The following is a 12,327-nucleotide window of genomic DNA, read 5'->3' as shown; positions in this document are numbered from 1 at the left end:
AAGGAGTAAATGTATAAAAAACGAGTATTCTCTTTGGGTTTATCAATATTAGAAGACACCAAGCAACATAATCAATACACCAGCTTACTGTTTTATAGAATGAAACTACAAAAAACGATGCCTTAATATCGTTTAAATCATTTAGAGAGGCAATGGACTTAAATACTTACTTTTGTACTCTTATTAAAACCTAATCATGAATTGTACGCTGTGTTATACACCTTTAAGCACTAAGGTAGATGAAGAGTATTATATCTGCCATACGTGTAATGCATACCTAAAGGATGAGATGCTTTACTTTGATCAAGACAAAGAAAAAAGCCACTATGAATGTCATAATAATGATGTGAATGATATCGGTTATCAACATTTTACAGCTCCTGTAACGAATACTGTATTAGCACATTGTACACCAGATATGCTAGGTCTAGATTATGGATGTGGAAAAGGCCCTGTAATTACAAAACAACTAGTAGAACAAGGTTATACTGTCGATCTTTATGATCCTTTCTTTCATCCAGACCTTACTTATCTAGATAAAGTATATGATTATATCTTTAGCTGTGAAGTATTTGAGCATTTTTATACCCCTTATAAAGAAATTGATAAACTAACGAAGATTTTAAAACAAGGAGGCTTGCTCATCATTAAAACACATTTGTTTACAGAACAAGCTAATTTTAAAAATTGGTATTATAGAAAAGATCAAACCCATGTTTTTATTTATACCTTCAAAACTATTGAATATATAGCAAAACAGTTTGATTATCAAATCGAGACGCTTACAGAGAAGTTAGTTGTCTTGCGAAAAAAATAAGAGGCTATGTATTAGATACTAGCCTCTTTTATTAATTTATCACAATGCTCTTTCCAGTTGTCCTCTCCTATCCAAATTCCCTTTATATCAGAATACCTATTAATATCGTTTAGAACGTTTAAATCATCGTCTAAATGCCAAATAAGACCACTACCTCCTATAGTGTAGCTCTTATCTGCTCTATTGGTAAATATAATATGCTTAAGCGCGATACCTATTTTATCTGCTAGTAAGAATAATTCTTCATTACTCTTCCCACCATTCATAGTACAAAGCAATTCATTATACCTCCCTGTTACGATAAAGACATCTATTCCTTTATGAATTAACTCTTCTGCATATTGGGCGACTTCCTTTTCTGTCAATGTTCCATCAAAATCAAATGATACTCTCATTCTATTGTTTTTTTGTGATGTTGTGGAATTGTGATCTCATGCGATGTTCTGTTCTTTTTGTATTTAGGTTTATAAAATAACTATACCCATATCCCTTTTTTCCCTTTATAAAAGCGAATAGTTCCAGGACCTATAAAGGCTATAGCTAAAGCTGCTAATAGATATAATAAGTTCAGTTCAGCATTTAACCCTCCAGTACTAGGATCTAACCCAAAGCTTCCCATTCCCTTTACTAGAAATAGAGACATAAACATCGTAAACGCAACAATAGAAGCTGAAATACGTGTAGCAAACCCTACAAGTAAAAATATAGGTGCCACTATCTCTCCAATAGGAACTCCTATCCATAGCAGCTCTGGTAGATTATGTGCTTTCAATTGGTTTATAATAAAATCATGTCCATGTATTAATTTATGGATCCCGTGGAAGATCATTAGTCCTCCAACACCTAATCTCAATAGGAATTTTCCAAAATCTGCATTCATACTTTTATTGTTTTTTTTGTGATTTTGTGATTTTGTTATTTCGTGATTCTGTTATTTCGGTATTTCGGCATTTTGCAATACAAAATGCCGAAATAATACCTTACATTAATTAATCTTTCCTAAGACTCTACAAAGTCTCTTGACTTTGTGGTATATTATATATTAACTTGTCTTAGTAGGTCTTACTTCTATTTTACTAGGAAGTACACGAGGATTCATCGCTAAGATGTCTACTACCAACTGCCCCATATCTTCTGGTTGTATTTTCCAATGATCTGCATCAGACGGCTGGTGGTTATTAAAATTAGAAGTCACAGAACCAGGTAAGATTGTTGTCACCTTTACATCTGCATTTCTAAGATCTAACATGGCTGCTTGAGTAAAACCTACTACACCAAACTTACTAGCATTATAACCACTTCCATTAGCGAAGAAGTTGATCCCTGCTAAGCTCGCAATACTGATATAGTATCCCTTATTCTGTTTTAATTGCTTTACAGATGCTTTTAATGTGTGAAATACCCCTGTTAGATTCGTATCTATCATCGTATTCCAATCCTCTAGACTCATATCTTCTATAGATGAGAAGATACCTACTCCCGCATTGGCAATTACAATATCTAATTTTCCGAATTTCTGAACGATATGTTCCACAGCCTTTTCTTCATCTTCGTACTTTCTCACATCAGACTGAATCGCTAATACATTATCTGTATGGCCTAACTCACTGATGGCTTCATTTACTGTATCTATATTTCTACCAGATATTGCTACTTTATATCCTTGTTCTAAAAGGGCTTGAGCTATTCCTTTTCCTATACCTTTAGTACCTCCTGTGATGTACACTACTTTTTGCATATACTATTCTTTATGGGTTATTTTAACCCAGATTCCGCATTAGCTATATACTACAAAGCAATTCTACTTCCTATCTCTTTCATTAGTTCTAAAACTATAGTATGCTTTACTCACTAATTCAGAGCTATTTTGTATAATTACTTTTCGTCTATATGTCTATCTCGGAATCTGGTTTTTAAAAAAATAAAGATATAAAATAAAGAACAATTCTATCTTGTCATAAAGACTGATACATTGTTTTTTTTTATACTCTAATTTGGCTAGTGACATATTTGGATTTAAATTAGCCAACGATAAAAACAACTATAGTAATTATGAAGAACAAATCAGTATTATTCTTTTTGCTAGCTGGAAACATCATGTTTGCACAACGCAACTTTGATATGACAGAGGCTACACTAGGACAAGGTAGACAGTTTGCTACAGAAAGAATCCTTCAACCATCTTGGAAGAATGACAATACCCTGAGTTTTGTAACTAAAAATAGAGATAGTCTTTTAATAAAGAGTCAAGCTAACAAATGGGAATCTCAAACAGCTCTTACTGCTAAACAATTAGAAGAAATAATCAATAATACAGTTAAAGGGATTACATTTAACCTTAGAATTATCCCGACTAACTTAACTTGGTTAAATGACAATGAAATAGAGTTTTATACAAACGACTCAGCTAATAAATTAAAGTATTACTTTAAGGTTAATCTCGCTGATAAAAAGGTAGTGAATTCATTTAAATTTGATCTTAATGGTAGCCAACAAATCATCTCCCGAAATGGAGATCATATCGCTTGGTTACAAGATAATAATATTGTGGTAACTACTAATAAAGGTGGTGATATTAAAGTGACTAATGATCCTGCTCTAGATATCATTAACGGAAGTAGTGATACTCACCGTAATGAGTTTGGTATTAATAAAGGAATGTGGTGGAGTCCAAAACAAGACCAACTTTTATACTATAGAAAAGATCAAAGTATGGTGACTTCATACCCTATCATTCAATGGAGTGAGCGTGTAGCTGAAGTAAAAAACATCAAATATCCTATGGCTGGTATGGCTAATGAACAAGTATCATTAGTAATCTATGACGTATATACTGGTAAAAAGGTAACTCTACAAACAGGTGACGCTGACCAATTCTTAACCATGGTTACTTGGGATCCGTCTGGAAACTATGTTTATGTAGGAGTTCTTAATAGAGAACAAAATCACTTAAAAGTAAATCAATACAACGCTGCTACAGGTGCCTTTGAAAAAACGTTATTCGAAGAGAAATCTAAAACGTATACAGAGCCTTCTAATAGCCTAGTATTTGTACCTGGTGCGCCGGATCAATTCTTATACTTCTCTGAAGCAGATGGGTATAGACAATTATTCTTATATGATACAAATGGCAAGTTAATCAAGAAATTAGGGCATGAAAATGTGATAGTAAATGAATTCTTAGGTTTCGATGAAGACGCTAAAAATCTTTACTATATAGGAGTTACAAATCAAGGATTAGATAGACAGTTATTCAAAACAAACCTTAAAAAAGGTAAAACAGAACAGATTACTACGTTATCAGGAACGCATAGTGTTGTATTAAATAAGAGTAAGTCATTGTTCTTAGATCAGTTTAACAACTTAGAGACTCCTAATAAGGTTACTATTGTCAATGCTGATTCTAAAAAAGAGCAACAAGTATTAGAGTCTAAAAATCCTTTTGATGGTGTTGTGACAATGCCTAAGACAGAGATTAAGACAATTACAGCTGCAGATGGAAAAACTCCTTTAAATGCACGTATCATCTACCCTACTAACTTTGATGCGAACAAACAATACCCAGTGATGGTATACGTATATGGAGGTCCTCATGCACAGTTAGTAACGAACACATGGTTAGGTGGAGCGAACCTATTCTTTAACTATATGGCACAGCATGGATACATCGTATTTACAGTAGATAGTAGAGGTAGTTTTAATAGAGGACGTGACTTCGAACAAGTAATCCACAGACAATTAGGTCAAGCTGAGATGGCAGATCAAATGAAAGGGGTAGATTATTTAAAATCACTTCCTTATGTAAACCAAGATAAAATAGGTGTATATGGATGGAGTTTTGGAGGGTTTATGACTACAACTTTATCTGTTAACCACCCAGAAGTATTTAAAGTAGGTGTAGCAGGCGGCCCTGTAATGGATTGGAAAATGTACGAAATCATGTATGGAGAACGCTATATGGATATGCCTAGCGAAAATCCTGATGGATACGAAAAAACAAGCTTACTTAACAAAGCAGATAAAATAAACAACAAGCTTTTAATTATTCATGGAGCTCAAGACCCTGTAGTGGTTCAGCAGCATTCTATGGAGTTTATAGAAGCTGCTATTAAAGCAAAAAAACAAGTAGATTACTTCTTATACCCTTCTCATGAACACAATGTTATGGGAGTAGATAGAGTTCACTTAAATGACAAGATAGCACAGTATTTCTTCGATTACCTAGAGAAACCAAATACAAAATAGTATTATCATAAACAGTAAAGCCGAGACATAGTTCTCGGCTTTACTGTTTATGATAATAACTCTAGCTCTTTAATAATATTAGCTCTAGCTTGCACCTCAAGCTTATTATAGAAGTATTCTGTCTTAAATATTTTATCCATCAAAATAATATGTTTTAAAACCTTCAATCTACCAGGATTATAAACATCATCAGGATAAATAGAGTACTCCTTTCTTACCTCTTTAAAATAGGCTATATATAGGTCAAAAGACTGTCCTAGTATAGATAAGTCTGCATCCAAGAAATAGTTTGTATCCCTATCTTCTGTCAATACATGTGACTTTGTTGCAATAATTTGCTTTGTAACTATTTCACATATTTCTTCTTTTATCCCTACTCTACTCATTTGCTTTAATGCTATATTAGCACTTCGTTCTTCATTATCTCCTTTTAAAGCATCATATACTATATCGTGATAAAAAAGAGTAAATAACACAGCGTCCCAATTATTAATCTGGTCTTTAACTTCTATTAATTGTTCTAAAATATTCTCTAAATGTATTAGTGTATGATAGCATCTTTCTATACTTGAGTAACTACTCTCTACTTCTTCCCATAATTCTTGGATAAGTATTTGGTTAGAAGAATATTTACTCAATAGAGATAGATAAGTCTGTTTTAAAGTTGTTGACATAGATAAATCTTAATTATAACGTAAATAACTTAGTAGCTAATAGAGGTAGATCTGCTGTATCAGTATTACATAGAATAATCATGACCTTATTAAAGTTCTTATCAATAATCATTTCTGTGTTAAAACCATCAATACTTCCTCCCCTTCTGTAAAACCCTTTGGCTTCATTAAAGAAGAAACCATAAGTAGGTTTACCTAGAAGCCAATCGATATTATCATTCGTTTGAGCAGTGAGTAAATACTTTGATGTAGATGCTTGATTAATGAGTTTATTATCTCTTAATGCAATAACAAACTTATACAAATCATCTATAGTAGAATACATACCTCCTGCACCATAGTAGTTGGAGATAAATCTCCTATCATTGTACAAAGGCATTTCTTTCTTCCCTTCTCCAAATGAGTAATTATGATAACCATAAGCAAGGTCTGATATCACTTCTTCTTCTTTTACAAATCCAGAATTTACTAAACTTAAGGGTTTTAAAATCAAATCTTCTATAGCTACTGAAAAAGGTTTCTTTGTACTGTTTTCGATAACTTTAGACAAGAGTACATAATCTACATTATTATAATTAAATTCGCTCCTATCCTTATCTGCTATTTTTACAAAGTTACTTATATATTCATCTAACGTATAAGGATTTACTACTGCTTTTATTGGTTCATTTTTCAAACCTGATTGGTGAAGAAGCAATTCTTTAATTAAGATATCCTGACAGCCCACAGGAAGTTCTTGTATATACTTTCCTACTTTATCTTCTAAATGAATTAATCCTTTTTCCTGTAATTGTAATATACATACAGTAGTAAACAACTTCGTCATTGAAGCTATAGGAAAGCGTGTATCATTATTTATTTTTACCTGAAACTGAAAATTCGCGTAGCCTTTATTTATCTTAATAGAATCATTTTTATCAATATAGAGTATAGAACCATTAAAATGCCCTGCTTCATACTCTCTATGAACGGACTCAGCAATCTTATCCTGACCAAAGGTCATCGTAGAAAAAATGGAGAAAAAAGAAAGAATTGTTAATCTCATAACTAAAAATTAAAACATTTTATTTCTGTGAATCCCTCCTTTTATACTTAACTTAAGAATAACAGAGTAATAAATAACTCCCAAAAATAGCGATATGAATACAGTATAATTCATTGCTTTGTACAACAATACAATATACTTTATTTATTCAAAGTATCCCACTCTTGGTAATAAATTTATATTTACTCCATGCTCCGCTTGCTGATTCTAGGAGTTTGCTAGGGGTTTTCTTCGAGTTTTCTAGCCTAGAAGGCCGTTTTGTCGAAGAAAGGTGCAAGCATACCTCTAGCAATCCCCAAGCATATCCTATCAATACATATAAAAGAACCACAAACGATTCAATTATAAATAGGTATTGAAACCCACATTCCGCATTAGCCAAATACTGCAAAGCAATTCTACTTCATATCTCTTTCATTAGCTCTAAAACCATACTATAGTATGCTTTTATCACTAATTCAGAGTTATTTTGTATAATTACTTTTCGTTTATATGTCTATCGCGGAATGTGGGTTAAAATAATAAGTTCAACAGCATAAATTTAGCTAAACAAAAAAAGCTCAACTACTGAGCGGAATTGTATTAACCATACATCGATTAGAATATATATTTCACTATTTCTGTATCAGGTTATACTCTATTGCCATTTTAATAGCAGTACTCAGATTAGAAGTTTGGAACTTCTCGATTAAGTTTTTGCGGTGACTCTCTACTGTATGATGGCTGATAAACAGTTTCTCTGCTATCTGGTTTGTGGTTAGACCTGAAGCTGCCTCTATTAAGATCTCTTTCTCACGACGAGTCAATTTTGGGATTTGCTTTAAGCCTACTTCCTCTTTTTTGTCCAAGACTATTTTAGACTGTGAACAAAGGTATTTTTCTCCTGCAAATACAGTCTTGATTCCTGAGATAATCTCTTCTACTGAAGCATTCTTTTGAATATACCCCTTCGCTCCTTCCGCTAAGCTACTATTGATAACAGCATATTCATTGTGTACACTCAACATGATAATCTCTAACTGTGGAAATTTCTGTCTAAGTGGTTTAATTAATTCTAAGGTATTGATATCTGCTAAATTGATATCTAATAGTATAATATCCGTGTCTATAGTTAAGAGCCCTTGCATCATGCTTTCTTTATCCGAAAAACAAGCAACTACTTCTATTTCTGATTGATACCCTAATATATTTTTTAATCCTTCTAATAACAAAGGATGATCGTCTGTAATGGCAACTTTTATCATAATTACTTTTTAGGAAATTTAAATTCCACACTTGTTCCTATATTTTCTTCAGAGTGTACAGCTAGTGTCCCTTTCATAAACTGTATACGCGATTGTATATTGTGAAAGCCTGCTGACTTCTTTAAGTCTAATTTATTAATATCAAAACCTCTTCCATCATCTTCTACTGTGACAATAATCTCGTGTTCTTCTTCTACCAACTGAATAATAATCTGAGAGGCAGCAGCGTGCTTTATAGCGTTGTTTACTAACTCCTGTATAATGCGATAGACTAACAATTGTTGATCTTGCGATAGAGAATTCGTATAGCTCAAAAATTCGATATGAATATCTAAAGTATCATTAGACATACGAATTCCAAACTCGTCTAAAGCTTCTTTTAAACCATAATTAACCAATAAATCAGGCATTAAATTATGTGCTACCTTACGAAGTTCTGTGACTGCCGCATCTATCTGATTAATGGATTTATCTAATCCCTGCTTAGCCTGACCTTCTACTTTATCATTTAACTGTGTAAGATGTAATTTGGTACCTGATAACAGACCACCTAAACCATCGTGTAAATCACGAGCCAAACGCCCTCTCTCCTGTTCTTGTCCTTCTAACAGAGCTGTTAAAGTAGATATTTTTGAGTTTTGTTTTTCTTGTTCTATGGCTAAGTTATGTAGCGTATCTCTCTGTTTCATTGTCTTTAAACGTTGTCTATAGGCATATAACAATAGGAACACGACTAAGATAAAAAATATCATAGAAGCAACGTAGAAGGTATTGAGTTTATCCTTATAAGCCACAATACTCTTATAAGTCAATAAGTCCTTATTCTTCTGTTCTGTTTCTAACTGTGATAGACGTAATTGCTGTGCATTCTTCTGTGCTTCAAGCTCGGAGAACTTTAATCTGCTACGTTGATTCTCTTCTGTCAATTTTAGATTGCTCAACAGTTGTTCTCTTTGCTGAGCTAAAGCGCTCATTAGTTGAATCTTTTGTGTGTTTTGATCCGATTGAAACTGAAGTTTGATCAGCTTCTGTTGTTGTCTTTCTTTATCAAACTCAGCTTCTAATTTCTTTACAATTTGTAGTTTATCTTGGTTATAAAGCTTTTTGAATAGAGCTAAATACTCTTGTTGATAGTAAAAAGCTTCTTTATAATTCCCTTGTTCTACATAAATCTCTACTAAGGATTCGTAAATATTCAATTCTATATTGTGATCAACAATACTTGACTTTTGGATAGCCTGTTGTGCTTCTAATAAGTATAATATAGCCGCATCACTATCACCATTAGCCAAATGGATAGTAGAAATAATACCATACGAGGAAGCTATATGATCTGCTTGGTCTATTTTCAGAGCGATCTGATTAGCTTTTTTAGCGTATTCTAAAGCTTTCGCACGGTAACTATCTGGGAAAGAATATAGGTATAAACTCGCTAAATTATTATTGGCAAAAGATAAATCGGATAAGTTATACATCACGTCCTTATTCTGATTAAAGATGTCTATCGATTGCAAAAAATATCGCTCCGCTAAATCTCTATAATTAATATCTGAAGAATGACTCTCATATAGACGATTATACAGATTCCCCATTTGCATAAAGGTTGTAAACTTTACTTGAGGATCTGACTGTGATAACGCATATTTAAGTGCTGTTTTAGTATATTTCTCGTGTAACTCTTTCTCTCCTAACTGTCCATAAATAACACCTAACTCACTATTAGCAAATGCTTTTCTCTTATTCAATGTTGGCGAACTACTAGCAGCTTCATAAAGCTTAATAGCTGATATAATACTGTGTACAGCCTTATCCTGCTTGCCATCTCTACTGTATAACCATCCCTCACAATAAGCAACATAGCCCTTAGTCTCGGTATCGTTTAGCTTTAGGCTATACTGTTTGGCTAATTCAAGGCTTTTTACTGCACCCGAATTATTCTCTCTAATACGTCTATTTACAGCTTCTATACAATATAATATACTTACACTATTATAATCTCCTTTTTTTAAGGCTGTATTGAGATTCTGGGTGAATACCTGCTCAGCTTTATCATATTGTTTATTCGCATAAAGAGCAGAAATATAAGACACTACCACAGTATTCTGAACTGTACCAGTACTTGCTTCTGCTTTATACTTTTGTTCCCAACTTTCTAAAGATTGAGCAAGCATGGGCTCTATGGCAGTAGCCAATAACACAAGTGTCAAAAGAGAAACTCTCTTCATGCTCAACTTTAAATGCGATAAGGTATATAAAGATTTCTTCAAAAAATACAAGATATTAGGTATTACGCTCAATACAAATATATTTATTCTGTTTCTTATTGAAATAAATATCTATAAAAGGCTCATATTGTAGCCCTATTTGATATTTAAACTCTAAGTTTTCATCCCATTGCATCGGAGTATCTTCTTCGGGCCAAATCATAGCCCAACCTCCTGCATATCCATATATTCCCTCATTATGATACATCGGATGGCTCTGCATCCATAAGTCTATATAATCATCATTATAGATAGATTGTAAATCAGATAGATCATCACTATCACAGTCATTATCTTTAACCCACTGTTGAACTTCAACATCACCAAAATGCATCAAATGCTCGAAGTTTGGGTATACTTGTTGAGTTTTAGTTGTTAGAGCTGTGTATTTCTTTAAATCTATTGATTGGATATCAATGGGTTCAAACGAAAATATTTCATCCTTCTCTATTAAAGCCATCCATTGATTTAGGTATTTGATTATAAAGCTGATACTTTCTTCTTCATTGACATAAGCGACTTGCTCATCACCTGCTATTGCTTTTACAAAAAGGTATGATTCTCTAATCAAAGTCTGCGCTTTCTCTTTTAATTGTTCTAAGTACATTTATTATTAATTTAGCACTACATCTGATTGCCTTAGTTTCCCTATTAGGTATATTCTAAGCAAATCACGGCTTTATTTATAGTTTGGTCATAGAATAAGAATAACATATCGGCGGCACTCTGTTGAAAGTCATATCCTTCTATCGTAGCGATATGAGGCAATACTTCTCCATTGTGATAAGGTTTTTCTATTATGTTTTCTCCACCGTATTTACAATCTTCTAAAGGGAGTCCTTCTATATTTAGCTCTTCGAATATACCATGTATCTTCTGTTCTAAACGCTCCATCAAATAGTCTGAATGTTGCCCTTTATCCATATCTTCTACTGTAAGTTGGCGCAACCTTTCTAAACTACGGATACCTTCTACGTGTAAGCCTGGGCGGTCATAGTCCTTATCACATAACTTACCATACTTTTGATAATATGCCTTTCGGAGTTGATACACGGTCTCATTCTTGTTGTACTCTATCTCTAATCCTGAATAGTCTTTAGTATAATCTTCTTCTGTTATTACAGTATCTACTGAAAAGTAGTTCCAATCAGCATCAAACTTATATTTCCCATCTATGATATCAAAACCAAACATATCTGCTTTAGTAAACGTAGTGTGATAATCTGTTGTATCTTCTCCTACACAACCGTCATAAATCTCCTTGACAGACACGATGTGTAACCAGGTATCATTATTAGGATCAATCAACTTTAAGTTAAAAGAACAGATAGGCAAGAAAAACTTCTTATGGTTCTCAATATCATCATAGAATACATCTTCGTATTCAGGGAATAGCTTTATTAAGGCGTTCATTTATATACTCTTTTATTTACTCATTATTCTATTTGCGCCAAGTTTTCATCCAATCCAAGTATTCCTGTTGATAAGGATTGTTATTTAAAGTAATGATCATCTCCTCTAATGCTTGACGATCATACTCATAATCTGTTACAGAGAACATCAGAAAGATGTCTTTTCCAACTATCTGCTTAAAGAAGTCTTCTTGTTTTAATTTGACCAAAACAGCAATACAAGTCTGATACAACGTCTGTTGAAATACTTCAAACTCTTCATCACCTATTTCTTCATATTCTTCTTCTTTAAACTCTCCATCTTCTGTCCAGAAGTCTCCTTCAAGAGCATTGTAAAGTGTATTACAGATAGCAGAGAAGTCTTCATCTGCTCCATCCCCTTCATAGCACCACTCAGCAGGTTCATACTTATAGTACACATAATCTTGCTTCGGTTTAGTCTCTAAGTACACTTGTGTATTCGTAGAAGGACAAACCGTCATGGCTCCTTCATCACTATATAGTGCAAAACTGTAAATATCTTCACTCCCATGAGCTGCTACCATTTCTTGAAAAGCTTTACGGGTAGCTGCTTCTATCTCAACTGCTAATGCATTAAAATCTATATTCATTTATTGTTATTTTTA

The 12,327-nt window shown here is 33.2% G+C and carries 12 protein-coding genes; 2 read left to right on the top strand and 10 right to left on the bottom strand.

The genetic code is table 11. From position 1 onward, the window contains the following. Positions 1-196: 196 nt before the first annotated feature. Positions 197-817 carry a class I SAM-dependent methyltransferase gene (locus tag MPR_RS08735; RefSeq protein WP_041891655.1) on the top strand — a complete coding sequence of 207 codons (621 nt, stop codon included), beginning with the start codon at positions 197-199 and terminating at the stop codon, positions 815-817. A gap of 11 nt (positions 818-828) precedes the next feature. On the opposite strand, the gene MPR_RS08730 is transcribed toward MPR_RS08735, so the two are convergent. The 3 genes from MPR_RS08730 to MPR_RS08720 all read right to left on the bottom strand — a co-directional run bounded on the left by MPR_RS08730 (position 829) and on the right by MPR_RS08720 (position 2,555). Beyond that, complete coding sequence (locus MPR_RS08730; RefSeq protein WP_041891652.1) at positions 829-1,212, bottom strand: hypothetical protein; 384 nt, start codon at positions 1,210-1,212, stop codon at positions 829-831. Between the two features lie 80 nt (positions 1,213-1,292). Next, positions 1,293-1,697 carry a DoxX family protein gene (locus MPR_RS08725; RefSeq protein WP_041891649.1) on the bottom strand — a complete coding sequence of 135 codons (405 nt, stop codon included), beginning with the start codon at positions 1,695-1,697 and terminating at the stop codon, positions 1,293-1,295. 162 nt (positions 1,698-1,859) lie between these two features. Then, positions 1,860-2,555, bottom strand: a complete 696-nt coding sequence (locus tag MPR_RS08720; protein WP_041891646.1) for an SDR family oxidoreductase — start codon at positions 2,553-2,555, stop codon at positions 1,860-1,862. A gap of 314 nt (positions 2,556-2,869) precedes the next feature. On the opposite strand from MPR_RS08720, the gene MPR_RS08715 reads away from it, so the two are divergent. Continuing rightward, a complete protein-coding gene (locus MPR_RS08715) occupies positions 2,870-5,062 on the top strand; it encodes a S9 family peptidase (RefSeq protein ID WP_041891643.1) in 2,193 nt (730 codons plus the stop codon). A 47-nt stretch (positions 5,063-5,109) separates the two neighbouring features. On the opposite strand, the gene MPR_RS08710 is transcribed toward MPR_RS08715, so the two are convergent. The 7 genes from MPR_RS08710 to MPR_RS08675 all read right to left on the bottom strand — a co-directional run bounded on the left by MPR_RS08710 (position 5,110) and on the right by MPR_RS08675 (position 12,312). After that, positions 5,110-5,736 carry an HD domain-containing protein gene (locus MPR_RS08710; protein ID WP_041891640.1) on the bottom strand — a complete coding sequence of 209 codons (627 nt, stop codon included), beginning with the start codon at positions 5,734-5,736 and terminating at the stop codon, positions 5,110-5,112. A gap of 13 nt (positions 5,737-5,749) precedes the next feature. Continuing rightward, positions 5,750-6,781 (bottom strand): serine hydrolase domain-containing protein, encoded by a 1,032-nt coding sequence (locus MPR_RS08705; RefSeq protein WP_082027824.1) that lies wholly within the window; start codon positions 6,779-6,781, stop codon positions 5,750-5,752. A 614-nt stretch (positions 6,782-7,395) separates the two neighbouring features. Continuing rightward, positions 7,396-8,025 (bottom strand): response regulator transcription factor, encoded by a 630-nt coding sequence (locus MPR_RS08695; RefSeq protein WP_041891633.1) that lies wholly within the window; start codon positions 8,023-8,025, stop codon positions 7,396-7,398. A gap of 2 nt (positions 8,026-8,027) precedes the next feature. Then, positions 8,028-10,322 (bottom strand): ATP-binding protein, encoded by a 2,295-nt coding sequence (locus tag MPR_RS08690; RefSeq protein WP_041891630.1) that lies wholly within the window; start codon positions 10,320-10,322, stop codon positions 8,028-8,030. Further along, positions 10,306-10,896 (bottom strand): hypothetical protein, encoded by a 591-nt coding sequence (locus MPR_RS08685; RefSeq protein WP_041891627.1) that lies wholly within the window; start codon positions 10,894-10,896, stop codon positions 10,306-10,308. Before MPR_RS08685 ends, MPR_RS08690 begins: the two co-directional genes overlap by 17 nt. A gap of 44 nt (positions 10,897-10,940) precedes the next feature. After that, positions 10,941-11,702 carry a hypothetical protein gene (locus MPR_RS08680; RefSeq protein WP_041891624.1) on the bottom strand — a complete coding sequence of 254 codons (762 nt, stop codon included), beginning with the start codon at positions 11,700-11,702 and terminating at the stop codon, positions 10,941-10,943. A 28-nt stretch (positions 11,703-11,730) separates the two neighbouring features. Then, positions 11,731-12,312, bottom strand: a complete 582-nt coding sequence (locus MPR_RS08675; RefSeq protein WP_041891621.1) for a DUF4303 domain-containing protein — start codon at positions 12,310-12,312, stop codon at positions 11,731-11,733. Positions 12,313-12,327: the final 15 nt, after the last annotated feature.

The organism is Myroides profundi (assembly GCF_000833025.1).
In the GTDB taxonomy this organism is placed as follows: Bacteria; Bacteroidota; Bacteroidia; order Flavobacteriales; family Flavobacteriaceae; genus Flavobacterium; species Flavobacterium profundi_A.
The sequence above is the reverse complement of the archived record's forward strand: the minus strand, read 5'-3'. Positions and strand labels throughout refer to the sequence as shown.

What these genes read in the sequence shown, in the direction of transcription:
- MPR_RS08735 (WP_041891655.1), top strand. Translation starts at nt 197, where the DNA reads ATGAATTGTACGCTGTGTTATACACCTTTAAGCACTAAGGTAGATGAA.
- MPR_RS08675 (WP_041891621.1), bottom strand. Translation starts at nt 12,312, where the DNA reads ATGAATATAGATTTTAATGCATTAGCAGTTGAGATAGAAGCAGCTACC.
- MPR_RS08730 (WP_041891652.1), bottom strand. Translation starts at nt 1,212, where the DNA reads ATGAGAGTATCATTTGATTTTGATGGAACATTGACAGAAAAGGAAGTC.
- MPR_RS08710 (WP_041891640.1), bottom strand. Translation starts at nt 5,736, where the DNA reads ATGTCAACAACTTTAAAACAGACTTATCTATCTCTATTGAGTAAATAT.
- MPR_RS08720 (WP_041891646.1), bottom strand. Translation starts at nt 2,555, where the DNA reads ATGCAAAAAGTAGTGTACATCACAGGAGGTACTAAAGGTATAGGAAAA.
- MPR_RS08705 (WP_082027824.1), bottom strand. Translation starts at nt 6,781, where the DNA reads ATGAGATTAACAATTCTTTCTTTTTTCTCCATTTTTTCTACGATGACC.
- MPR_RS08725 (WP_041891649.1), bottom strand. Translation starts at nt 1,697, where the DNA reads ATGAATGCAGATTTTGGAAAATTCCTATTGAGATTAGGTGTTGGAGGA.
- MPR_RS08685 (WP_041891627.1), bottom strand. Translation starts at nt 10,896, where the DNA reads ATGTACTTAGAACAATTAAAAGAGAAAGCGCAGACTTTGATTAGAGAA.
- MPR_RS08695 (WP_041891633.1), bottom strand. Translation starts at nt 8,025, where the DNA reads ATGATAAAAGTTGCCATTACAGACGATCATCCTTTGTTATTAGAAGGA.
- MPR_RS08680 (WP_041891624.1), bottom strand. Translation starts at nt 11,702, where the DNA reads ATGAACGCCTTAATAAAGCTATTCCCTGAATACGAAGATGTATTCTAT.
- MPR_RS08715 (WP_041891643.1), top strand. Translation starts at nt 2,870, where the DNA reads ATGAAGAACAAATCAGTATTATTCTTTTTGCTAGCTGGAAACATCATG.